Source organism: Croceibacterium aestuarii, from assembly GCF_030657335.1.
Classification (GTDB): domain Bacteria; phylum Pseudomonadota; class Alphaproteobacteria; order Sphingomonadales; family Sphingomonadaceae; genus Croceibacterium_B; species Croceibacterium_B aestuarii.
In genome coordinates this window covers 3292811-3314962 of record NZ_CP131039.1, presented here as the reverse complement: position 1 = coordinate 3314962, position 22152 = coordinate 3292811, and the positions used below count along the sequence as shown (strand labels likewise).

The window sequence follows — 22152 nt, the reverse complement described above, 5'->3', positions numbered from 1 at the left end:
CAACTGAGCCCAAGGGTCGGGCACTGCCGAGTTCGTCTGCCTAGCTGACCGCAAAGCTTGTGCGCGTCCGGTTGGCAATCGCGACTAGAGACAACATTACCGGCACTTCGACCAGCACGCCCACGACAGTTGCCAAGGCAGCGCCACTTCCAAGCCCGAACAGACCGATTGCCACCGCCACCGCCAGTTCGAAGAAATTCGACGTTCCGATCAGCGCGCAGGGCGCGGCGACTGCATGTGGCACCTTCCAAGCCTTCGCCCAGCTATAGGCGATGAGGAAAATGCCGTAGCTTTGGACGATAATCGGCGCGGCGATCAGCGCGATCAACAGCGGGCGCGCGACGATGGTTTCCGCCTGGAAGCCGAACAGCAGCAGGACCGTTAGCAACAGGCCGATGATCGACAGTGGCTTCATGCGCCCCGTAAAGTCGGAAACCGCCGCTTCATCGCCGCCATGCGTCGCGAGAAGCCGGTGGCGCACGATTGCTCCTGCCGCGAGCGGCACAACCACATAGAGCGCGACCGACAGCAGCAGCGTCTCCCACGGCACGGCGATGTCGGTCACGCCGAGTAACAGGGCAACAATTGGGGCGAAGGCGACAATCATGATGAGATCGTTCGCGGCAACTTGTACCAGCGTATAGGCCGGATCTCCCCTGGTAAGCTGCGACCACACGAACACCATCGCGGTGCAAGGGGCCGCACCCAGAAGGATCAGCCCGGCGATATACTGCTGGGCATCGGCAGGCGCGATCAGGTCTGCAAACACAACCTCGAAGAACAGCACGCCAAGCGCCGCCATTGTGAACGGCTTGATAAGCCAGTTGATTACCAGGGTAATGATCAGGCCCTTCGGCTTGTCGCCGACCCGCCGCACCGCGCCGAAATCGACCGCGACCATCATCGGGAAGATCATCGCCCAGATCAGCACCGCGACGACGAGATTGACCGAGGCGTATTCGATGGCCGCAAGCGAGGCGAACAATTCCGGCGCGACATTGCCAAGCGCAATCCCGGCGAGGATCGCCGCGCCGACCCAGACCGATAGCCATTTCTCGAACAGGCCTAGCCCCGCCACGCGGGCGTCAATGTCAGCGGTGGCGGTCGTCATTGCCCGTCAGCCTGGTGGCCGATGGCTTGCAGCTTTTCGCGTAAGGCGATCTGCTCCAAGCTGGCGATCGGCAGTGCCAGCATCAGGTCGATGCGGCGTTTGAGCATCCGGAAAGCGTCGAGGAAGGCTGCTGCCTTCTCCGCATCGCTGCCTTCGACCGCGGCGGGGTCGGTTATCCCCCAGTGTGCCGATGTCGGACGTCCTGGCCAGACCGGGCAGGTCTCTGCCGCAGCGCTGTCGCAGACTGTGAAGATCAGGTCGAACTCCGGTCCATCGGCAAACTCGCTCCAGCTCTTGGAGCGATAACCCTCTACCGGATAGCCCAGCGTCTTGAGCGTATGGATCGCCCAGGGGTTGACCGTGCCGGTGGGATTGCTTCCGGCACTGTAGGCCTTGAAGCGGCCTTCACCGTCATGATTGAGGATCGCTTCGCCCAGGATCGAGCGAGCGGAATTGCCCGTGCACAGGAACAGCACGCTCAGCAGTTGATCGGACATGGATAGCCTCAGCAGCAGGACGTCTTGGCAGGCGCCAGTTGCGGTGCGCAGCAGGCGCTCGATGCGGCGTTCGCCGAGGCGAGCTGGTTAAGATCGGGACTGCCGCCGTAGGTCGTGCTCTCGCCTTCGGTCAGGAAGGCTTCCCAGACAACGCCATCGGGATCGGCGATCCAGCTCTTCTCAGATTGCGCATAGCAACAGGTCGTCGCACCTTCTTCAAGCACGGGACGGTCAGCAGCCTTCAGACGACCATAGACATCTTCGAGTTCAGCCTTGTCCTCGACCTGCAAGCCGACATGCTCAATGCCCTTCGTCGCACCCTCGCGCATCGAGATCGCGAAGTTGATGCGTGGGTCATCCAGCATCCATTTGGCATAGTCGGCCTTCACTACGGAAGGCTCGGCACCGAACAGGCGCGAATAGAAGGCGACGGACTTGTCGATGTCGGTCACGCCGACGTGCACATGAAAGCGTTTCATCAGGCGCTCTTTCGTTGAGGGGAAGGAAGGCAGGCAGCGTCCTCGGAACAGGGCACACCGCCGCAGCAGTTTTCAGTGAGGTAGCCCATCAGCCCGTTCATCACGGCATAGTCAGCCGAATAGATGATCGAGCGGCTTTCGCGCCGCTGAGTGACCAGGCCCGCATTGGCGAGTTGGGCCAAGTGGAAGCTCATCGAGGACGGTGGCACGTCGAGCTTTTCGGCGAGAACGCCAGCAGCAACGCCTTGCTCACCTGCCTGAACGAGCAGGCGGAACGCGGCGAGGCGATGCTCCTGTGCCAGAGCAGACAGGGCGCGGATCACTCGGTCGGCTTCCATTGTTCATTCCTATGATTCGATATATATCGAAATATGGAATGAATCTTCCCACGTCAAGGGGCAGATGTTCGCGCGTTTCGAGCCGATTGCACACCGACCGGCAAGGTTTCATTCGAGTTCGACATGCAACTCCGCTATTCGTCCGCACTCCGCCGCTCGTTCAAGGATGCCAAGATCCAGCCACTGGAGAAAATGGCAAATGATATCGCCGTGGGTCTGGCTGTACTGGCCGCTGCGAAGCGTGAGAATGGCAGGAGGGCTGAGGAGGACCGCTTACGTGCTGAAGCGGCGGCGCGTCGCCGCAATGAATCCAAGCGTTTGGCCTATATCTAAGACCGTCGTCTGAAAGTGCTGGAGGTCGTCTTCGAGCGGGCCGAGGAACTTGAAGGTGCACACCTGCCCAGAGCATCTGAGTTTATCACATGGGTTAACGATCTGCTTGATAGAGCCGAGCACCTCGCCAGCGCTGAAGGCTTGGACGCTTTATTCGAAGGGGAGCGCTTATCTGGCTCGGACGATGATAAACCGCGCTGGGCCAAGGGCACCGCAAACCGTGTCGCCCGTCTACTCTCCGACCATATCGATGAACTCGCGCGCAAGGATGCCTTGCTCGGCGACATCTTTCGCCGGTGCCGAGGGAGGCCATCGTGGGTGAAGAGATTGACAAGGGAGCGACAGAGCCCCGCCGCATCACCCGGCTCATTCGCCTGCCGGAGGTGCAGCGCCGCGTCGGGCTTGCCCGTTCGACAATCTATCGATGGATGAGCGAGGGCAAGTTTCCGAAGCCGGCGCAGCTCGGTGGCCATGTGGTCGCCTGGCTGAGCAAGAAATCGATGGATGGATAGAGCGTCGATTAAACGAGTGAGAAGAAACAATGACAGGACCTGCCTCGATCGAGCCCGTTTTTGCGAAGGGTACGAGTTTCTGCCGCCCCCCTATGAAAGGTGCTGATCAATCTGTCCTCGAGGAGGGAGCACCTACCTCAACCTCAACGGAAAAACTGTCACCGAAAATTACTGCATCAGTTCCTCGATGGTCAGGATGGCCATGAAGCCGATGAAGAACATAGAGGTCGTCAGCGGGGATTCCGGGCATTCGTGCGCTTCGACCAGCAATTCTTCGGTGACGAGATAGAGCAGGGCGATGAGACCGAAGGCATAGAATCCGGTCTGCCAGGCCTCCGGCAGGGTGCTGACCGGCGCACCCAGAAGGGCGCCGAGCGGCAGCGCCAGGCCGATCGCGCAGGTCAGCATGACCGCTCGCATTTTCGACATGCTTTCCGATAGCGTGCCCGCGAGGGACAGGCCGAGGAAGAGAACCTCAAGCGTGAGCGCGATGGCCAGCAAGATCCCCTGCTGCATGCCTGCCACGAAACTTATGCCAAGGACCAGCCCGTCGACCAGAAGATCGATGCCAGCTGTGACGGCGAGGCCGGTCGGTCCGCCTTTTCCTTCGGTAAGGGTCTTGAGCGCCAGCATTCCGGCAATACCGACCGCAGCACCAAGCAGGACGGGGAGAAGCGAGGAGCTGTGTTTGAGGTCGGGAAGTATCTCCCCAGCCGCCGCAGCGAAAACGACACCGGCCGCGAGATGCTGCACGCCCGACTGGAAGCCGATACTTGGCCGGCGCACCGCAGTGGCCAGCGCACCGATCACCACGGCGGCAAGTGGGATAAGCGTGTAGAGGATCGCCTGCATTTCAGACCACTTCTTGCGACTCCAGGGGGCACGGACAGCTACCGGTTTCAACCTGCAGGGTCACGTGATCGATCCCGAAGCGCTCGTGCAGCATGCTGGCGGTGTCCTGGAAGAAGCGATCGCGGTCGGTTGGGGCGCCCATCACCAGGTGCGCCGTCAGGGCCGTCTCGCTCGTGCTCATCGGCCAGACGTGGAGGTCGTGCACCGACGCGACGCCTTCGAGATTTGCCAGATGCGCTGCGACCTTCGCCGTGTCGATCCCGGAAGGCGTCGCGTTCAGCGACATCGCCACTGCCTCGCGCAGCAGCCCCCAGGTGCTCCAGACGATCACCGCCACGATGGCGAGGCTCGTGACCGGGTCTATCCAGCTCAGCCCGGTGTTGCGGATGGCGAGGCCCGCAATCACCACACCTGCCGACACCGCGGCGTCGGCCGCCATATGGAGAAATGCACCCTGGATATTGATGTCGCTCTTGCGGCCCCGCATGAACATCAGCGCGGTCGCGGTATTGATCGCGATCCCGATGCCGGCAACGATCATGACCGTGTTGCCCGCGACGGGTTGAGGATCGGCGAACCGAAGCACGGCCTGCCAGGCGATCGCCCCTGCCGCGAGCATCAGGAAGATGCCGTTGAACAGCGCGGCGAGAATCGAGCTTCCACCCAGGCCATAGGTATAGCGCGAACTGGGCGGCTTGCTGTCGAGCCTGACGGCCGCCCAGGCGATCACCAGCCCGAAGACATCGCTCAGATTGTGCCCTGCGTCCGCGAGGAGCGCGAGCGAGTTGGCGAATATTCCATAGCTCGCTTCGATGGCGACAAAGGCTATATTGAGCCCGATTCCCACCGCGAAGGCGCGACCGAAGCTGGCGGGCGCGTGCGAGTGACCGTGCGAATGGCCATGATCACCGTGGTCATGTTGGCCACTCATTCCGGGTGTTCCGCAATCGGCAGGCTGCCGTGCAGCACTTCGACCCGCTCGAGCGTGACCAGACCGATATGGTGCAGATCGCCAAGCGTTTGGGCGAACCGGCGCACCGCCGGCTCCGTGTCCACGATCTCGACCACCATCGGCATGTTGTCGCCCACGCCGAGCGAGTGATGCTGGTGCACTGCGCCCTTGCGTCCGCCGAACCCGAGGCGTCCGCGCAGCGCGGTCGCCCCGGCAAGCCCTTCGGTGCGCGCCATGCGGACGAGTTCGTCGACCAGACGCTTGTCGCCGATGTGCGCGTTCTCGTCGGTATAGATGCGCAGCAACATCATCTGCTTGTCATCGTGCATCGTTCTTCTCCCTCAATTGGCGATAGCCGGTTCGTGCCCGGCCGGGCCAGGTTCCGCTTCGGTCCGGCGCCCGAGGACAAGCTTGCAGATCGCCGGCAGCACGAACAGCGTCAGGATCGTGGCGGTGATCAGACCGCCGATCACGGTAATGGCCAACGGCTTCTGGACTTCGGCTCCTGTCCCATGGGCAAGCGCCATTGGCACGAAGCCGAGCGACGGCACGATCGCCGTCATGAGGACCGATCGGAAACGCTCCATCGCCCCTCCCGTGATCGCCTCGTCGACTTCGATTCCGTCGCGCAGTCTCGCCTGGATGCTGGTCATCATCACCAGCCCGTTGAGCACCGAGACGCCGAACAGGACGATGAACCCGACCGCGGCGGAGATCGAGAACAGCTGTCCCGTCAGCGCCAGGGCGAAGACGCCCCCCGACAGCGCCAGCGGCACCGCTGCGAAGATCGCCCCGGCCATCTTCGCGCTTTCGAGCGCCATGAACAGGAGCACGAAGATCAGGACCGCGGTGATCGGGATCACGATCGCGAGACGCTGGCTTGCCGACTTGAGGCTTTCGAACTGACCGCCCCATTCGAGATACATGCCCGCGGGAACATCGACCTGGGCGGCGATCTTCTGCTGCGCTTCGGCCACGAAGCTGCCGACGTCGCGGTCGCGGACATTGGTCTGGATGATCACCAGGCGCTTGCCGTTCTCGCGGCTGATCTGGTTCAGCCCTTCGGTCTCCTCGAAGTTCACCAGCTGGCGCAGCGGGACAGAGCGTCCGCCACCGGCGGCGTGTTCGGGCAACATCACCGGCAAGGCGCCGATCACGTCGATGTTGTCGCGTGTGGCATCGGGCATGCGAACGACGATGTCGAACCGCCGGTCGCCCTCGAAGACGACGCCCGCCTCCTGGCCGCCGAGCGCGGCCGCGACTGTGTTCGCCACTTCCTCGACCTCGAGCCCGAGTCCCGAGATCGCCGTCCGGTCGAAGGCGAAGTCGAGCGTGGGAAACCCGCCGGTCTGCTCCGCCTGCACGTCGGCCGATCCTTCGATCGAACGCAGCGTGGCGGCGATCTTGTCGGCGGTCCCGGCCATTTGGTCGAGATCGTCGCCGTAGAGCTTGATCGCGACGTCGCCGCGAACGCCGGAGATCAGCTCGTTGAAGCGCATCTCGATCGGCTGGGTGAACTCGTAGGCATTGCCCACCAGCTTGCTCACCCGCGCATCGATCTTCTCGACCAGCTCGTCCTTGGACATTCCGGCGTCGGGCCATTCCTCCTGGGGTTTGAGGATGACGAAGCTGTCCGACTTGTTGGGCGGCATCGGGTCCGACGCCACCTCGGCGGTCCCGGTCTTGGAAAACACCAGCTCCACTTCCGGTAGCGCCGAGATTGCCTTTTCCACCTCGCGCTGCATCGAAGCCGATTGCTCGAGCGAGGTCGACGGAATGCGCACCGCGGAAACAGCGAGGTTCTTTTCGTCGAGCTGTGGAATGAACTCCCGGCCGACGAACTGGAACACGACCGCCGCGAAGGCGAACACGGCCACCCCGATACCGACCGTGCGCCACGGATGGGCCATCGCCCGCGGGAGCATCCGCGCGTAGCCTTCCTTGCCGCGCGCAATCACCTTGACTTCCTTCTCGGCGACCTTGCCGCGAATGAACACCGCCAGCAACGCGGGGACGACCGTCAGCGACAGGACGAAGGCGGCGAGAAGCGCGAGCATCACGGTGACCGCCATCGGCGAGAACGTCTTGCCCTCAACGCCCTGGAATGTCAGCAGCGGGGCGAAGACCATGAAGATGATCGCCTGGCCGAACAGCGACGGCCGGATCATCTCCTTGACCGAGGCCGAGACCTCTTCGAGCCGCTCGCCCACATCGAGCAGGCGACCCTGGTGTTCCTGCCTTTCGGCCATGCGTCTGAGGAAATTCTCGACGATGATCACCGTCCCGTCGACGATCAGCCCGAAATCGAGCGCGCCGAGGCTCATCAGGTTCCCCGGCACCTTGAGCTCGTTCATGCCGATCGCCATCAGCAGGAACGACAGTGGGATGACGAGAGCGGTGATGATCGCCGCCCGGATGTTGCCCAGCAGCAGGAACAGCGAGGCGATGACCAGCAGCGCGCCTTCGGTCAGGTTCTTTTCGATCGTCGAGATCGTCGCGTTGACCAGCTGCGACCGGTCGAGAACGACGTCGACCGTCACTCCCGGCGGCAGCGTCTTGGCGATCTCCTCGAGCCGCTCGCGCGAATCGCGCGCGACAGTGCGGCTGTTTTCGCCCAGCAGCATCAGCGTGGTGCCGATCACGGCCGGCTCGCCGTTCTGCGAGGCCGCGCCCGTGCGCAGCTCGCCTCCGATGCCGACCGTGGCGACATCCGACACGCGCACTGGAACGTCCCCGCGCACCGCCACTACGGCGTTCGAGATCTGGTCCATTGTGGTGATGCGCGCATCGACGCGGGCAAGGAACGCCTCGCCGCCGCGATTGACGTAATTGGCACCGACCGAGAGATTGTTGCGCTCGAGCGCTTCGGCGAGTTCGGTGAACGAGAGGCCGTAGGTCGCGAGCTTCGCAGGGTCGGGCTGGACGAGATAGGTCTTCTCGTAGCCGCCGATCGAATCGACGCCAGCCACGCCGGGAACCGTGCGCATCTGCAGCGCTACGATCCAGTCCTGAACCGTGCGCAGATAGGCCGCCTTGGCGGTCTCGCCGCGAAGCACCTGGCCTTCGGGCGTGATGTAGGAGCCATCGGGCTGCGGCCCGGCCCGCCCGGCGCGCGGCTTGCCTTCAGGCGTATCGGGGTCGGCGTAGCGAACCGACCACATGAGCACCTCGCCAAGGCCGGTCGACACCGGCCCCATGCTCGGCTGGACCCCGTCGGGCAATTCGCCGCCCAACTGGCCGAGCCGTTCGCCCACCTGCTGGCGGGCGAAATAGATATCCGTGTCGTCGGTGAAGATCGCGGTGACCTGGCTGAAGCCGTTGCGCGAGATCGAACGCGTGCTTTCGAGCCCGGGGATGCCGGCGAGCGCGGTCTCGACCGGGAAAGTAACGAGCTTCTCCATGTTGGTCGGCGAAAGCGCGGGTGCGACCGAGTTGATCTGCACCTGCTTGTTGGTGATGTCGGGGACCGCATCGATCGGCAGCCTGGCGAGCTGGAACAGCCCGAAAGCGGCCGCGGCGGCGGCGATAAATATGACGAGGAAGCGGTTGCGCACCGCCACGTCGATCAGTCTGGCTAGCATGTCGCGTGTCTCCTGGCGGTGTCCGTCATTCTTCCTCGGCCGAGCCCTTTCCGAGCTCGGCCTTGAGGAGGAAGGCGTTGGTGGCGGCGATCACCGTGCCGGGCTCGAGCCCGGACAGGATCGCGACCATTCCGCCGGAGCGGCTGCCGATCTGCACCGGCCGCGCGACGAATCCGTCCTTGGTGCGAACGAACACGTAGTTCGCGCCATCGATCGACTGGACCGCCGCTTCGGGGACCGCCACTGCATCCGTGAGCACTTCGCCCGACGGCTTGAGACGCGCCTGCAGGAAGGCACCCGGCTGGAGCCCCGGGACCGCGCCGGGCAACGTCAGAACCGCGGTCGCACTGCGGCTTTCCGGGTCGAGCGCCGGGGTCACCGATCGCACCCGGGTGCCGATCTCGCGCCCGTCGGGCATCACGATCGCTGCCTCGTCCCCGGGCTGGATACGCGCAGCATCGGCCGAAGGGAGCGCGACCTCGATCTGGAGGCCGTTCGGATTGACGACGTGATAGAGTTCGTCGCCGGCGGCCACATACGAACCGAGGACGATCGGCGCCTGGGTGATCCGACCTGAGAGCGGGCTGATGACCGCGATCGAGCGCCCGTCGCTACTGACACCGGCGGCTGCGGCCGCGGCCTGCGCGCGTTCGAGTTCGGAGCGGGTGACCGCAAGGTTCGCCTGCGCCGCCTCCAGATCCTGGCGTGCGGTGACGTTCTGATCGAACAAGCGCTTCTCGCGTTCATAAGCGGCTTGAAGTTCGTTTACCCGAGCGCGTGCGGTACTGACCTGGGCAGCCAAACCGGCTGCCTCACCGCTTTCGATCCGCGCCACCGCCTCGCCGCGACGCACGTAATCGCCCAGAGTTTTCGAGAGGCTGCGGACAACGCCCGCGGCGCGCGCATCGATGACCGCAATTGCGGTCGGGCTCGCCGCCACGGTGGCCGGCAGAAGCAGCTCGGTCGCGGCGCCGCGCTCGACCCTCTGAACGCCGATCTTCGCGGCCTTGATCTGTTCGGGCGTGAGGTTGACGGCAAGTACGGCAGGTGCAGTTGGTGCCGCTTCGGGCTTTTCCTGCTCGGCGGCTGGCCAGAAGAGGAAGATGAGCACAACGAGCACGACCAGCGCTCCAACGACCACCCACAGCCGCCTCCGCTGAGCAATCCACGCACGATCAATGAATCGGTTATGTTCCATGAGAATGTCCTTCACTGCGCAGCGAGGCGGATGAGCCGAGCGGCTGCTGAGCCCTGCGTTTCGCGGGCGTCAATGAGAGAGCGGCGGATCGCGTCTCGTGCGTCCGCCGCAGCGAGCACCTCGAGCAACGGAAACTTTCCATTCCGATAGCCGATCTGAGCCAGGCGAAGCGCCTCTTCGGCCTGCGGCAAGGATTCTCTTGCCAGCGTCGAAGCCTTCACCTCGGCCGAGAGGTACGCGGCCCGCGCTTCGGCCACGGCCTGACGGTAATCGGCAAGGGCGACCGCCTCGCGCGCGCCTGCGGCACGAGCGCGCGCCTGCGCCGCGAGAATATTGCCCTGATTGCGGTTGCGAATGGGCAGCGGGATGGAGACGCCGACGACAAAGGCATTGTCGTTGCTTTCGGCGAACCGCCTTACACCGGCAGACACGGTCGGGTCCGGCACCCCGAGTGAGCGTTCCCGCATGATCTCGGCTTCCGCAGCGGCGCGTTCGGCACGGGCGATGTCCGTCTCGAGGCCGGAATACGATGCTACGAGCGAATCCGGAGGCACGATTGCCGGGAACTCGGCCGGTACAGCTGGCGCGACCTCTTCGGACCAGAGGGCGCCGAGCGCGAAGCGCGCTGCCAGCGCATCCGCCTGCGCCGCCTTCAGCTCCGCTTCTGCTTCGGCGTACGCGGCACGGGCTCGTAGCCCCCGCAGAGGGGGCTCTCGCCCCGCTTCCACTAGCGCCTCGGCAATGCGGACAAGCTCGCGGTTTCGTTCGAGAATGTCGGCAGCGAGCTCGACCCGGGCCGCGGCACCGACAGCTGCGACGTAGCGGCGGCGAACCATATAACCAAGTTCCGCGCGCGAAAGATCGCCGCGCAGCTCGGTCAGATCCAGCTCAGCACGTGCGGCCGCAATCCGCGCCCGCCGCTTCCCGCCAAGTTCAAGCGGAAGGCCGACGGAAAGCGTGTACTCGGTGGCAGAAAGGCCCGAGAACGCTCCGCTCCCGGCCAGGTTCTCGGCCTCGAATGCAAGTTCTGGATTTGGCTTCAACCCCGCCTGATCGATTAGCGCGCGCGCTGCGGCGGCATCCTCGGTCGGACCGACAAGTCGCGGATTGCGGCTGTTTTCGGCGGCAGTCTCTGAGACCCCGCTGCGTTCGAGTGCTTCATTGAGCGACAGGACATCGGTGTCCTGCGCGCCGACCGGACCGGCGAACAAGGCAAGGCTCAACCCCGTGAACAGGGCGCCTCGCCACCAAGTGGCGTGCATTGTGTTGGTATTCCTCTGCTGACCTCGCAATTGGCAGCGGTCGTGCCGGCGCCGCGACGAAGGTCAGGCTCGAGGAGGCGGGCTCAGGATATCTCGGTTTACCGAAGACAGCACCGGATGGGCCGCAGGTACGTGTAGAGCAGCTTGCTCCCGGCCTTCGGCACCCTGGACGCTGCGTTCGCAATTCGAGCCGTGGTGGCAATGGCCGTGCGAGCACAGCCCATGCTGCTCTGCGGGCACCTTGGAGCCATCCTGATTCGCGGGCCCGTGCGCCTCCGCCTCATAAGCAACGGACGCAACCTCCAGGCCGCCTCCCAGCCCCACTTCGGACCCGCACGTTGCGGCGTCGGCCACCGTTCCAAAGGCGAACATCATCACCGCCAGAAATATGGTTAGGGGGCGCAGGGCAAAATGACCTCGGGTGATAAGCATAGGCTCGACGCGCCCCCTAACATTCGGTCCGTCCAGCGACAAGCCAAGTCATGGTGCCTTCTGAAAATGTCATTAAATCGCCCGGTTCGAGCCGTGAATGGTGGGCGCGTGGGTCAAGCCGAGGTCTGCTCAACAAGATGTCTTCGATCTGCGGCACATAGATCTCGTGAAGCTCGATCGTATTCAATTGTTTTGATCGGATGAGAAGACGCCAGATCGGGAACTACAGCCCTGACAAGGCCATAGGAGCTTTGGCTGTCACCGGCAGGAGAGGACCGTCATGCTGCAGATCGAAGAAAACAGGGGGCTGGTCCGCATTTGCGTAGGCGGAACGCTGGAAAGTGAGGACTACAACCGCTTCGTGACGCTCTTCGAGCAAATCGCCGACGAATCTATCGAGGCCTATTCCTAGGTGCCCTCTGGCGAAAGGGCCCGCAATATATCGCAATCGCCGATCGAACCGCCGGCGCAGGATTGCACAAGCCCTGTCAACTCCCGCCGCAAAGCGGTGAGGTCCGCAATCTTGCGGTCGATCGCGGCGAGGTGCTGAACCGCGATCGCATCGACCTTGGCACAATCTTCCCCGGGGCTTCGCGTAAGATTCATCAGCTGGCTGACCTGATCGAGCGAGAAGCCGAGATCACGCCCTCGCTTGATGAAGGTGAGCCTGGCGAGCGACGCCTTGTCGTATTCACGGTAGTTGCTGGCGTTGCGACCCGGCTCTTCGAGTAGCCCCGCTTTCTCATACCAGCGGATCGTTTCCACACGAACGCCTGTCCGGCGTGCCAGTTCTCCGATGCGCATTGACCCGGCCCCTTGACCCTATAGTGACTTCAGGGTGCATATGGTGGCGCCATGACCGATTCCAACACCGACAGGTGCGCCAATGGCAGGATGTGATTGCGCACCGAGCGATGAACCCGCCGACGATCCCCAGTGGCGCCGGGCGCTCTGGATCGCGTTGGCGATCAATCTCGCCATGTTCGCGGCAGAAATTGGCGCGGGGCTGATCTCGGGCTCGCAAGCGCTGCGGGCCGACGCGCTCGATTTCCTGGGCGATGCAGCCAATTACGCGATCAGCCTCGGCGTTGCCGGTTCGGTCCTTGCATGGCGCGCGAAGGCGGCGCTCGCCAAGGGCGCGACGCTCGCGCTGCTGGGGCTGTTCGTGCTGGTCTCGACCGGCATCGCGCTGATGAACGGAACCGTGCCGCGGGCCGAACTGATGGGGGTCGTGGGGGTCATAGCGTTGATCGCCAATGGCGCGGTGGCGATCATGCTGTTCCGTTTTCGCACGGGCGACGCGAACCGGCGTTCGGTCTGGATTTGCTCGCGCAACGACGCCATCGGCAACATCGCCGTGGTTGCCGCTGCCGCGGGTGTATTCGGGACCGGCACGGCCTGGCCCGATCTCACCGTCGCCGCGATCATGGCGGCGCTCGGTCTGTCGGGCGGGTGGCAGATCGTGAGGCATGCACTGCGCGATCTCGCCGAAGCGTCAGGTTCGTCCGGCACATTGGTCGAGGTCCATTCTAAGAATGCGTCGCAATAGCCTTGACCCTGTAGCGGCTACAGGGTGTATGCGCGCCACATGACGAATCTCGGATCGAATCGCATGGTGCGCCGTCTGGGCGGATTTCTGGCAGTCCTTCTCATTGTCGTAGCATCGGGGCTCATGGCCTCGCCTGCGGCAGCCCAGGCGCTCGAACCGGCGACAGCACAACGGGTTGGTACGACCTGGAAGCTCCTCGATTACATCGCGGTCGACTACGAGGGCGCGGTGTCGGGGGGCAAGATCACCAGCGACGGCGAATATGCCGAGATGCAGGAGTTCGCGGCCACGATCGCGGATGAGATCGATCAACTGCCCGAACGGCCGCGGAAGGCCGAACTCGTTCGCGAGGCGCGCGCGCTGCGCGACCAGATCGCCGCGAAAGCTCCGGCGGCGCGGATAGCTTCGACCTCCCACACGATCTCCGGCGTGCTGCTCGAGGCCTATCCCGTCCCGGTCGCGCCTACGACGGCGCCGGACATAGCGCGCGGTGCGGCTCTCTTCGCCGATAACTGCGCCGCCTGCCATGGCGCGAGCGGGAACGGCAAGGGGCCAGGTGCTGCCGGGCTCGAAACACCGCCGGTTGCGTTCACCGACACTGCCCGCGCGCGCAAGCGCAGCCTCGCGGCACTGGAGCAGGTCATCTCGCAAGGGATCGACGGCACCGCGATGCAGAGCTTTGGCGACCTCCCTGCCGAGGATCGCTGGGCGCTCGCCTTCCGCGCCGGGGAGTTCGCCTTTTCGCAGGCCGATGTGCGCCGCGGCGAAACGTTGTGGCAGAGCAGCGCGGACATTCGCGCGAGAATTCCCGATCTCAAGGCTCTGGTCACGACCACCCCCGAAGCGCTGGGCGAGCAGATCGGACAGGCGCGGGCCGATGCCGTCATGGCCTATCTCCGCGCCCATTCCGAAGCCCTGACGGCGCGGGCTTCGGGCGATGCCGGCAAAGCCATCGCCACAACCCGCGCCAGGCTCGGCGAAAGCGTCGACGCCTACCGCTCCGGAGACAGGAAACGGGCCAAGGCGCTCGCCCTGTCGGCCTATCTCGACGGCTTCGAACCCATCGAGCCGCTGCTCAGCGCCAAGGACGCCGGACTGATGGCGAATATCGAGACGCGCATGGGCGCCTTCCGGGCAGCGATCGGCGACGGAATAGCGCCCGATGCCCTGGCGACGCAGGCGGGAGCAATCGATACGCTCCTCGATGACGCCGAGCGCGCCCTCGCGCCCGGCGCGTCGAGCGCCGTCACCACGTTCGCCGGCGCCTTTGCCGTCCTGTTGCGCGAAGGCCTCGAAGCGCTGCTCATCGTCGTGGCGATGCTGGCGTTTCTGGAGAAGGCCGACCGCAAGGACGTGTTGCGCTACGTCCACGGCGGCTGGACGAGCGCTCTCGTTGCCGGAGGAGCGACCTGGCTGGTAGCCACCTATGCGATCGGCATCAGCGGCGCGAGCCGCGAGCTGACCGAAGGGTTCGGCTCCCTGTTTGCCGCGGTCGTGCTGCTGTCGGTGGGCATCTGGATGCACGGCAAGGCGCAGGCCGGCCAGTGGCAGAAGTATATTCAGGAAAAGCTCGCCAAGGCCCTCGGCGGCCAGTCGGGCTGGTTGCTGTTCGGCCTCGCCTTCGTCGTCGTATACCGCGAGGTGTTCGAGACGATCCTGTTCTTTGCCGCCTTGTGGTCGCAGGGCAACGGAGGGGCAATGCTTGCTGGAACGGTCGCCGCCGTGCTCGTGCTCGCCGGCCTCGCGTGGGCGATGCTGCGGTACAGCCGGCAACTGCCGATCGCCAGTTTCTTCCGCTACAGCTCCTGGCTGATGGCCGCGTTGACAGTGGTGCTCGCGGGCAAGGGTGTCGCCGCATTGCAGGAGGCAGGCTGGATCGATATCGCACCCCTCTCGTTCGTGCCGCGACTTTCGATCGTCGGCCTGTTCCCCACGCTCGAGACGGTCGCGGCTCAGATTCTCGTCCTTCTCGCGCTTGTCCTCGGCTTTGCGGCCAATCGTCGCCGCGTGGCCGCAGACTGATGCGCTGCTTTCCTGGCCGATTCGGACCTACGGCGCGATTCAGCCGCCGCTCTCGCGCTGCATGACCCGCCCCCGGATCGAACGAAAACGTCCCGATCGGCGCCGACCTGCCGCAAACCGGATCGTGTTCGCCTTGCTCTTGCCGGATGCCCGGTCTATCGCGCCGGGGTGAAGTTCCTGCGCGCCCTGGCTCTGGTTTGTTTCGGCTTCGGACTGTTCGTCCAGGTCGCGGCCAATGCCGCGGCGGTGCCCCAGGCCGAAATGGCGACGATGGGCGATTGCGCTCACGCTGAGCAGGCGATGTCCGGGCACCGTATGAAGGGCATGGCGGACTCCTCCGATCACAAGGGCTCTTGCCCCGACATGACGCTCGAGTGTCTGATCGCCATGAACTGCCTGCCACCGCTTGCGCTGCCCGATACCGGAGCGGCCCAGGCGACCCCGCTTCCAGCCGCCCGGATCTACGGACTTGCGAGCGCAGTGCGGCTCGAAAGCGAGCCCGCGCGTCCGGAGTCGCCCCCTCCCCAAACCTACCTCACCGTCTAGTTTCGAACGGCGCCGCGCGATGCGCGATGCGCCGGATCGCGAGCTGGGCGGACGACTGCGTCTGACCGGTCCTTGCGGCCGACGCTGCTGACGCCAATCGTCTTCCCGGTCCGCTCTGAACGAGTGAGGTTTATCTCATGTTTTGGCGCATTTGCTGGCTGCCCGTGGCAGCCGCGTTTGCCGCGCAGGCTGCCCAGGCGCAGTCGGTCGGCTACGATGAGGCATTGCGGGCAGCGCAAACGCAGCAGCCCGTGCTGCAGGCGCGCGAGCTCGAGATCGAGGCCCTGGAGAGGACCGCGGAAGCGGCCGGCGAACTGCCCGACCCGCGGTTGCGCGCCGGCATCGTCAACTTGCCGGTCACCGGACCGGCTGCGTTCGATCTCGACCGGCAGCTTCCGACGCAGGTCCAGGTCGGGGTGGAGCAGGACTTCCCCAATCTCGCCAAGCGCCACGCCAGGACGGGAGTCGCGGACTCGGACATCCGCGTGGCCGATGCCCGATTGGCCCACACCGAACACATGGTTCGGATCGAAACCGGCGAAGCCTGGATCTCGCTCGCATATGCCCAGCAGCGACTGGCGCTCGCCACCAAGGCCCAGGACGATTTGGAAAAGCTGGTCCCCGTTGCACGCAGCGCCGTGGCGGCCGGCTCGGCGCGTCCCGCGCAGAGTCTGGAAATACGCCGCGCATTGCTCGACATCGACGATGCGCGGACCCGGATCGAAGCCGACCGGGAAGCGGCGCAGGCCCGCCTGAGGCGGTACATCGCGGGGACCGAACCCGTCGCCGAAGGGCCAGTCCCATCGGCCGACATCGATCCCGGGACGCTGCGGGCGACGCTTTCGCGAAACCCAGAGATCATCCTGGCCGATGCGGCCGAAGGTCGCGCGAGAGCCGCGATCGACCTTGCCCGTGCGGACAAGCGGCCTGACTTCGGCGTCAACGTGAGCCTTGGCCGGCGCAACCCCGATTTCGGAAGCGTGGTCTCGGTCATGGGTTCGGTGACCTTGCCGATCTTCGCCGGTCGGCGGCAGGAGCCGCGCATAGCCGCGGCCGAAGCGCAGGCGGCGGCGGCTCGCGCCGAGCGGGCCGACATGCTGCGCGCGCTCGAAGCGCAGTTCGCCGCCGACCTCGCGGCCTGGCGCAGCGCGGCCCGGCAATGGCAGCGCGCGCGCGAGGAGCTGTTGCCTCTGGCCCGCGATCGGGCGGACCTCGAAACCGCCAGCTTCGCCGCCGGCCGCGCCGAACTGATCGATGTCGTTTCGGCCAAGACCGCGCTGGCGCTGCTCGAACTTGAAATCCTCGAGCGCGAGGAGGCGACCGTTGCAGCCGCCGCCAAACTGCGACTCACCTACCGGGAGCACATGTAATGAAGGCCGCCTGGCAACGCCTGACACTGCGTCAGAAGTCCTACACGCTTGCCGCCGGGATCGCGCTCGTGAGCCTTGGCGCCGGTTACGGCCTTGCCACGCTCGGCCAGGAGCCGGGCGGCAATCCCGGCGACGGCAAGGCCGCAGCCGAATCCGGCTGCGAGCAGGTGGCGTACTGGTATGACCCGATGAAGCCCGACCAGCACTTCGACAAGCCGGGCAAATCGCCCTTCATGGACATGCAGCTGGTGGCGAAATGCACCGGCGGGGACGCGGCGAGCGCGGGCGGGGTCAGCATCGATCCCACGCTGGTGCAGAACTTCGGCGTGCGCACCGCGCAGGCCGAGTTCGGAGTGCTCGAGCCCGAGACGAATGTGACCGGCACGCTCGCGTACAACGCGCGTGAGGTATCGACCGTGCAGCCACGGGCGAGCGGTTTCGTGCAGCGCACCTACGGCATCGCCCCCGACGATATCATCCGCCAGGGAACGCCGCTGGTCGATCTGCTGATCCCCGAGTGGGGCGGCGCGCAGCGCGAGTACCTCGCAGTTGCCGCAACCGGTGACGCAGCGCTGACCCGCGCGGCGCGCGAGCGGATGCGGCTCCTCGGCATGCCCGACGGCGTGATTAACTCGGTCGCGCGTAGCGGCAGTCCGCGTTCGACCATCACGATCACCGCGCCCTCGTCGGGCGCTGTCACCATGCTGGGCGTTCGGCCGGGCATGAGCGTCTCCGTCGGCCAGACCCTCGCCGAGATCACCGGCCTCAACCCAATCTGGCTGGAAGCGGCGGTTCCGGAGATTCTCGCCGGGGATGTACGGGTGGGGCAGCCGCTGAGCGCGACACTGACGGCTTTCCCGGGCGAGAAATTCGCCGGCCGGATCACCGCCATCCTGCCCAGTGCGCAGGCGCAGAGCCGCACCCTCACCGTCCGCGCCGAGCTGCGCAATCCCGACCTGCGGCTGCGACCGGGCATGTTCGCGCAAGTGTCGCTCTCGCCCGCGCGGCGCGAGGCGGTGCTGATCCCGTCCGAAGCGGTCATCCGCACTGGAGAGCGCACACTGGTGATGCTGGCGCAGCAGCGCGGGGGCTATCGCCCCGCCGAAGTGCGCATCGGACGCGAGGCGAACGGCAGGATCGAAGTGCTCGCCGGCCTCGCGCCGGGTGAAAAGGTGATCACCTCGGGCCAGTTCCTGCTCGATTCCGAAGCGAGTCTGGCGGGGCTGGACGTCCGCGGAATCGACGAGGCACCGTCTCCGTCGCCGGCAAAGGACGCAGAGCAGGAGCGCGCGAACGGTCCTACAAGCTACAGCGCGCGCGGCACTATCCAGGCGATTACCGCGCGTAGCGTAACCTTGCGCCATGGTCCGGTGGAAGCGCTCGGTTGGCCGGCGATGACGATGACGTTTGCGGCCCGGGGACCGACGCAGCTGCGCGGCCTCAAGCCCGGCGACACCGTCAGCTTCCGGTTCGTGCAAGAGGACAAGAGCCCACGCATTACTGCCATCACGAAGACGAACAGCCGATGATCGCCCGCATCATCGAAGGCTCGATCGCCAACCGGCTGTTCATCGTTCTGGCCTCGGTCGCGATTGCTCTCGCCGGCTTCTGGGCGGTGCGAACCACGCCTGTCGATGCGCTGCCGGACCTGTCCGACGTCCAGGTCGTCATTCGCTCGAACTATCCCGGGCAGGCGCCCCGACTGGTCGAGGACCAGGTCACCTATCCGCTCGCCACGACGATGCTGTCGGTCCCCGGCGCCAAGACGGTGCGCGGCTATTCGTTCTTCGGCGACAGCTACGTCTACGTGATCTTCGAGGACGGAACCGACCTATACTGGGCGCGCTCGCGCGTGCTCGAATATCTCAATCAGGTACAGGGTCGGCTGCCCGAAGGCGTGACGAGCGCGCTCGGCCCCGACGCCACGGGTGTCGGCTGGATCTACGAATACGCGCTGGTCGACCGCACCGGCGGCAACGATCTTGCGGGCCTGCGCAGTCTCCAGGACTGGTTCCTGCGCTACGAGCTCAAGACCATTCCCGGCATCGCCGAGGTCGCCAGCATTGGCGGCATGGTCAAGCAGTACCAGGTCGTGCTCGAACCCTACCGGATGGCGTCGCTGGGAGTGACCCACGCCGACGTGGTCAAGGCGATCCGCGCCGCCAACCAGGAAGCCGGCGGGTCGGTGATCGAGATGGGCGAGGCCGAGTACATGGTGCGCTCGTCGGGGTACCTGAGCAATCTCGCCGACTTCCGCGCCATCCCGTTGCGGGTCGCGGGAGGCGGGATTCCGGTCACGCTCGGCGATGTCGCCACAATCCAGATCGGGCCCGAGCTGCGGCGCGGGATAGCCGAGCTCAACGGCCAGGGCGAGGTCGCGGGCGGCGTGGTCATTCTCCGGCAGGGCGCCGACGCACGCTCGGCGATCGCCGCGGTCGAAGCCAGGCTCGAGGTGCTCAAGAAGAGCCTGCCCGAGGGCGTCGACATCGTCACCACTTACGACCGGTCGAAGCTCATCGATGCTTCGGTCGAGAACCTGACGCACAAGCTGGCGGAGGAGTTCATCGTCGTCGGTCTGATCTGCGCCCTGTTCCTGTGGCATGTGCGCTCGGCTCTGGTCGCCATCGTGACCTTGCCGCTGGGCGTGCTCGCCGCATTCATCGTGATGCGCTTCCAGGGGGTGAACGCCAACATCATGTCGCTGGGCGGCATCGCCATCGCGATCGGCGCGATGGTCGATGCGGCGATCGTGATGATCGAGAACGCGCACAAGCACCTGGAACGCTGGACGCATGCAAACCCCGATGGCGTACTTGCGGGCGATGAACGCTGGCGCGTCATTGGCGATGCCGCAAAGGAAGTCGGGCCGGCGCTGTTCTACAGCCTGCTGATCATCACTTTGTCCTTCATTCCGGTGTTCACGCTCCAGGCGCAGGAAGGGCGGCTGTTCGCACCGCTCGCCTTCACCAAGACCTACGCGATGGCGGGTGCCGCGATCCTGTCGATCACGCTCGTGCCCGTGCTCATGGGCTGGATGATCCGCGGCAAGATTCCGCCTGAGGAGCGCAATCCCATCAACCGCGGACTGACCCGCGCCTATCGGCCGGGCCTGGACTGGGTCATGCGCAGGCCCAAGGTCACGCTGATCATGGCAGGACTGGTGTTCCTGACCGCGGCGATTCCGCTGAGCCGGCTGGGCGGAGAGTTTCTCCCGCCGCTCGATGAAGGCGACCTGCTCTACATGCCGACCGCGCTGCCGGGCCTGTCGCCGGGACAGGCGTCCGCGCTGCTCCAGCGGACCGACCGGCTGATCAAGTCGGTGCCCGAAGTCGACACCGTGTTCGGCAAGGCGGGCCGCGCCGACACCGCCACCGATCCGGCCCCGCTGACGATGTTCGAGACGACCATCCGCTTCAAGCCGCGCGCGCAGTGGCGCGAGGGCATGACCCCCGACAAGCTGATCGACGAGCTCGACCGGACGGTGCGGGTGCCGGGCCTCGCCAATATCTGGGTGCCGCCGATCCGCAATCGCATCGACATGCTGGCAACCGGGATCAAGAGCCCGATCGGGGTCAAGGTCTCAGGTGAAAACCTCAAGGAGATCGACCGGGTGGCGCAGGAGATCGAACAGGTCGCCAAGCAGGTGCCGGGCGTGAGTTCGGCACTCGCCGAGCGATTGTCCGGCGGGCGCTATGTGGATGTCGAGATCGATCGCCTCGCGGCGGCCCGCTACGGCCTCAGTATCGCCGATGTCCAGACGATCGTGTCGGGCGCGATCGGCGGGGCCAATGTCGCGCGCACGGTCGAAGGTCTGGCGCGCTATCCGGTCAACGTGCGCTATCCGCGCGAGATCCGCGACAGCGTCGATGAAATCAGGGCCTTGCCGGTCCTGACACCGTCGGGTCAGCAGATCACCCTGGGCAGCGTGGCCCGGATCGGCGTCAGCAGCGGACCGCCGATGCTCAAGAGCGAGCAGGGACGGCCGACCAGCTATGTCTATGTCGACGTGCGCGGGCGCGACCTCACCTCGGTAGTGAGCGATCTGCAGGACAGGATCGGTGCAGAGGTCGATCTGCCCGCGGGCGTGAGCGTCGCCTACGCCGGTCAGTTCGAGTATCTGACCCGCGCGGCCGAGCGGATGAAGATCGTCGTACCCGCGACGCTCGCGATCATCTTCCTGCTGCTCTACCTGATCTTCCGCCGCTTCGACGAAGCGCTGCTGATCATGGGGACGCTGCCGTTCGCGCTGACCGGCGGCTTCTGGCTACTCTACCTGCTCGGCTACAACCAGTCGGTCGCGACTGCGGTGGGGTTCATCGCGCTGGCGGGCGTATCCGCCGAGTTCGGCGTGGTCATGCTGATCTACCTGAAGGGCGCACTGCAGGAGCGGCCGGCCAACCCCTCGGCCGAGCAGGTCGACGAGGCGATCCGCGAAGGCGCGCTGCTGCGGGTGCGGCCCAAGGCGATGACGGTTGGAGTCATTCTTGCCGGCCTGTTCCCGATCCTGATCGGCACCGGCGCGGGATCGGAGGTGATGAGCCGGATCGCCGCGCCGATGATCGGCGGCATGATCACCGCGCCGCTGCTGTCGATGTTCGTGCTTCCCGCCGCCTTCCTGCTGATGCGGCGTCCCCGGACCATACGGTCCAGTTCTACAGAAGGAGAAGAAGAATGCGTGCTTCAGCCCTCATGACTATGCTGACCCTGCCTCTGGCCCTGTCCGCCTGCGACGGCGGGGAGGAAGCCACGGACACCGAAGCCATGCCGATGGCGGGGAGTATGCCGGCCGACAATAGGCCGATGTCGGAGGACGCGTCGATGATGAGTTCCGGCGCGGAGATGCGCATGGCCAGCGCGGAAGGCACCGTCACGGCCATCGACAACGAGGCCGGCACGATCACAATCGAGCACGGCCCGGTCCCGGCGGTGGACTGGCCGGCGATGACGATGTCGTTCGAGGCGGACGCGGCCTCGCGGCAAGGCATTGCCGTGGGCGACGAGGTGACCTTCGACTTCGGCATGAGTGACGCCGGCAGCCGGATTACGTCGATCAGCAAGAAGTGATCGGGCGGCGTCAGGGCCAGCATTCCCGCCTGCTCGCTTCGACGTAGCGTCGGC

The 22152-nt window shown here is 65.3% G+C and carries 21 protein-coding genes; 10 read left to right on the top strand and 11 right to left on the bottom strand.

Annotated features, from left to right (window positions below; all coding sequences use genetic code 11):
* Positions 1–40: 40 nt before the first annotated feature.
* From arsB to Q7I88_RS16350, 4 genes are read right to left on the bottom strand one after another with little or no spacing between them, the layout of a single operon-like run.
* Positions 41–1111, bottom strand: coding sequence for an ACR3 family arsenite efflux transporter (arsB, locus tag Q7I88_RS16365; protein WP_305096974.1), 1071 nt, complete (start codon positions 1109–1111; stop codon positions 41–43).
* Positions 1108–1608: an arsenate reductase ArsC gene (locus tag Q7I88_RS16360; RefSeq protein WP_305096973.1), complete on the bottom strand. Its 501-nt coding sequence runs from the start codon at positions 1606–1608 to the stop codon at positions 1108–1110. The genes arsB and Q7I88_RS16360 overlap by 4 nt, the downstream gene beginning before the upstream one ends.
* Positions 1609–1616: 8 nt before the next feature.
* Entirely contained in the window at positions 1617–2087 is a 471-nt protein-coding gene (locus tag Q7I88_RS16355) for an ArsI/CadI family heavy metal resistance metalloenzyme (RefSeq protein ID WP_305096972.1), read from the bottom strand.
* Positions 2087–2425, bottom strand: a complete 339-nt coding sequence (locus Q7I88_RS16350; RefSeq protein WP_305096971.1) for an ArsR/SmtB family transcription factor — start codon at positions 2423–2425, stop codon at positions 2087–2089. Before Q7I88_RS16350 ends, Q7I88_RS16355 begins: the two co-directional genes overlap by 1 nt.
* Before the next feature lie 123 nt (positions 2426–2548).
* On the opposite strand from Q7I88_RS16350, the gene Q7I88_RS16345 reads away from it, so the two are divergent.
* Both Q7I88_RS16345 and Q7I88_RS16340 read left to right on the top strand, forming a co-directional pair.
* Entirely contained in the window at positions 2549–2758 is a 210-nt protein-coding gene (locus Q7I88_RS16345) for a hypothetical protein (RefSeq protein WP_305096970.1), read from the top strand.
* Between the two features lie 314 nt (positions 2759–3072).
* The gene (locus tag Q7I88_RS16340; protein ID WP_305096969.1) at positions 3073–3270 is read left to right on the top strand and encodes a helix-turn-helix transcriptional regulator; all 198 of its coding nucleotides are present in this window, start codon (positions 3073–3075) and stop codon (positions 3268–3270) included.
* A gap of 168 nt (positions 3271–3438) precedes the next feature.
* On the opposite strand, the gene Q7I88_RS16335 is transcribed toward Q7I88_RS16340, so the two are convergent.
* The 6 genes from Q7I88_RS16335 to Q7I88_RS16310 form a co-directional block, all read right to left on the bottom strand.
* Positions 3439–4122 (bottom strand): ZIP family metal transporter, encoded by a 684-nt coding sequence (locus tag Q7I88_RS16335; RefSeq protein WP_305096968.1) that lies wholly within the window; start codon positions 4120–4122, stop codon positions 3439–3441.
* 1 nt (position 4123) lies between these two features.
* Positions 4124–4969 (bottom strand): cation diffusion facilitator family transporter, encoded by an 846-nt coding sequence (locus tag Q7I88_RS16330; protein ID WP_369426078.1) that lies wholly within the window; start codon positions 4967–4969, stop codon positions 4124–4126.
* An 80-nt stretch (positions 4970–5049) separates the two neighbouring features.
* Positions 5050–5403: a DUF190 domain-containing protein gene (locus tag Q7I88_RS16325; RefSeq protein WP_305096966.1), complete on the bottom strand. Its 354-nt coding sequence runs from the start codon at positions 5401–5403 to the stop codon at positions 5050–5052.
* Positions 5404–5415: 12 nt separating this feature from the next.
* Entirely contained in the window at positions 5416–8655 is a 3240-nt protein-coding gene (locus Q7I88_RS16320; RefSeq protein ID WP_305096965.1) for an efflux RND transporter permease subunit, read from the bottom strand.
* A 25-nt stretch (positions 8656–8680) separates the two neighbouring features.
* On the bottom strand, positions 8681–9853 hold the full coding sequence (locus Q7I88_RS16315; protein ID WP_305096964.1) for an efflux RND transporter periplasmic adaptor subunit: 1173 nt from the start codon (positions 9851–9853) through the stop codon (positions 8681–8683).
* Positions 9854–9864: 11 nt separating this feature from the next.
* The gene (locus Q7I88_RS16310; RefSeq protein WP_305096963.1) at positions 9865–11115 is read right to left on the bottom strand and encodes a TolC family protein; all 1251 of its coding nucleotides are present in this window, start codon (positions 11113–11115) and stop codon (positions 9865–9867) included.
* A gap of 712 nt (positions 11116–11827) precedes the next feature.
* On the opposite strand from Q7I88_RS16310, the gene Q7I88_RS16305 reads away from it, so the two are divergent.
* On the top strand, positions 11828–11959 hold the full coding sequence (locus Q7I88_RS16305) for a hypothetical protein (RefSeq protein ID WP_305096962.1): 132 nt from the start codon (positions 11828–11830) through the stop codon (positions 11957–11959).
* Here the strand turns inward: Q7I88_RS16305 and Q7I88_RS16300 are convergent.
* Complete coding sequence (locus Q7I88_RS16300) at positions 11956–12351, bottom strand: MerR family transcriptional regulator (RefSeq protein ID WP_305096961.1); 396 nt, start codon at positions 12349–12351, stop codon at positions 11956–11958. The two genes, Q7I88_RS16305 and Q7I88_RS16300, sit on opposite strands and share 4 nt — an antisense overlap.
* 82 nt (positions 12352–12433) lie before the next feature.
* Here Q7I88_RS16300 and Q7I88_RS16295 point away from each other — a divergent pair, with 82 nt between their 5' ends.
* The 7 genes from Q7I88_RS16295 (at position 12434) to Q7I88_RS16265 (ending at position 22098) form a co-directional block, all read left to right on the top strand.
* A complete protein-coding gene (locus Q7I88_RS16295; RefSeq protein ID WP_305096960.1) occupies positions 12434–13096 on the top strand; it encodes a cation efflux transmembrane domain-containing protein in 663 nt (220 codons plus the stop codon).
* A 39-nt stretch (positions 13097–13135) separates the two neighbouring features.
* Positions 13136–15118 carry a cytochrome c/FTR1 family iron permease gene (locus Q7I88_RS16290; RefSeq protein WP_305096959.1) on the top strand — a complete coding sequence of 661 codons (1983 nt, stop codon included), beginning with the start codon at positions 13136–13138 and terminating at the stop codon, positions 15116–15118.
* Between the two features lie 168 nt (positions 15119–15286).
* Entirely contained in the window at positions 15287–15664 is a 378-nt protein-coding gene (locus Q7I88_RS16285; protein ID WP_305096958.1) for a hypothetical protein, read from the top strand.
* 137 nt (positions 15665–15801) lie between these two features.
* Complete coding sequence (locus tag Q7I88_RS16280) at positions 15802–17034, top strand: TolC family protein (RefSeq protein ID WP_305096957.1); 1233 nt, start codon at positions 15802–15804, stop codon at positions 17032–17034.
* Entirely contained in the window at positions 17034–18563 is a 1530-nt protein-coding gene (locus Q7I88_RS16275) for an efflux RND transporter periplasmic adaptor subunit (protein WP_305096956.1), read from the top strand. Before Q7I88_RS16280 ends, Q7I88_RS16275 begins: the two co-directional genes overlap by 1 nt.
* Complete coding sequence (locus Q7I88_RS16270) at positions 18560–21727, top strand: efflux RND transporter permease subunit (RefSeq protein WP_305096955.1); 3168 nt, start codon at positions 18560–18562, stop codon at positions 21725–21727. The genes Q7I88_RS16275 and Q7I88_RS16270 overlap by 4 nt, the downstream gene beginning before the upstream one ends.
* Entirely contained in the window at positions 21706–22098 is a 393-nt protein-coding gene (locus tag Q7I88_RS16265) for a copper-binding protein (RefSeq protein ID WP_305096954.1), read from the top strand. The genes Q7I88_RS16270 and Q7I88_RS16265 overlap by 22 nt, the downstream gene beginning before the upstream one ends.
* Positions 22099–22152 lie beyond the last annotated feature (54 nt).

Excerpts from the sequence above, each read along its gene's own strand:
- arsB (WP_305096974.1), bottom strand. The coding sequence starts at position 1,111 with ATGACGACCGCCACCGCTGACATTGACGCCCGCGTGGCGGGGCTAGGC.
- Q7I88_RS16360 (WP_305096973.1), bottom strand. The coding sequence starts at position 1,608 with ATGTCCGATCAACTGCTGAGCGTGCTGTTCCTGTGCACGGGCAATTCC.
- Q7I88_RS16355 (WP_305096972.1), bottom strand. The coding sequence starts at position 2,087 with ATGAAACGCTTTCATGTGCACGTCGGCGTGACCGACATCGACAAGTCC.
- Q7I88_RS16350 (WP_305096971.1), bottom strand. The coding sequence starts at position 2,425 with ATGGAAGCCGACCGAGTGATCCGCGCCCTGTCTGCTCTGGCACAGGAG.
- Q7I88_RS16345 (WP_305096970.1), top strand. The coding sequence starts at position 2,549 with ATGCAACTCCGCTATTCGTCCGCACTCCGCCGCTCGTTCAAGGATGCC.
- Q7I88_RS16335 (WP_305096968.1), bottom strand. The coding sequence starts at position 4,122 with ATGCAGGCGATCCTCTACACGCTTATCCCACTTGCCGCCGTGGTGATC.
- Q7I88_RS16325 (WP_305096966.1), bottom strand. The coding sequence starts at position 5,403 with ATGCACGATGACAAGCAGATGATGTTGCTGCGCATCTATACCGACGAG.
- Q7I88_RS16320 (WP_305096965.1), bottom strand. The coding sequence starts at position 8,655 with ATGCTAGCCAGACTGATCGACGTGGCGGTGCGCAACCGCTTCCTCGTC.
- Q7I88_RS16315 (WP_305096964.1), bottom strand. The coding sequence starts at position 9,853 with ATGGAACATAACCGATTCATTGATCGTGCGTGGATTGCTCAGCGGAGG.
- Q7I88_RS16310 (WP_305096963.1), bottom strand. The coding sequence starts at position 11,115 with ATGCACGCCACTTGGTGGCGAGGCGCCCTGTTCACGGGGTTGAGCCTT.
- Q7I88_RS16305 (WP_305096962.1), top strand. The coding sequence starts at position 11,828 with ATGCTGCAGATCGAAGAAAACAGGGGGCTGGTCCGCATTTGCGTAGGC.
- Q7I88_RS16300 (WP_305096961.1), bottom strand. The coding sequence starts at position 12,351 with ATGCGCATCGGAGAACTGGCACGCCGGACAGGCGTTCGTGTGGAAACG.
- Q7I88_RS16295 (WP_305096960.1), top strand. The coding sequence starts at position 12,434 with ATGGCAGGATGTGATTGCGCACCGAGCGATGAACCCGCCGACGATCCC.
- Q7I88_RS16290 (WP_305096959.1), top strand. The coding sequence starts at position 13,136 with ATGACGAATCTCGGATCGAATCGCATGGTGCGCCGTCTGGGCGGATTT.
- Q7I88_RS16280 (WP_305096957.1), top strand. The coding sequence starts at position 15,802 with ATGTTTTGGCGCATTTGCTGGCTGCCCGTGGCAGCCGCGTTTGCCGCG.
- Q7I88_RS16275 (WP_305096956.1), top strand. The coding sequence starts at position 17,034 with ATGAAGGCCGCCTGGCAACGCCTGACACTGCGTCAGAAGTCCTACACG.
- Q7I88_RS16270 (WP_305096955.1), top strand. The coding sequence starts at position 18,560 with ATGATCGCCCGCATCATCGAAGGCTCGATCGCCAACCGGCTGTTCATC.
- Q7I88_RS16265 (WP_305096954.1), top strand. The coding sequence starts at position 21,706 with ATGCGTGCTTCAGCCCTCATGACTATGCTGACCCTGCCTCTGGCCCTG.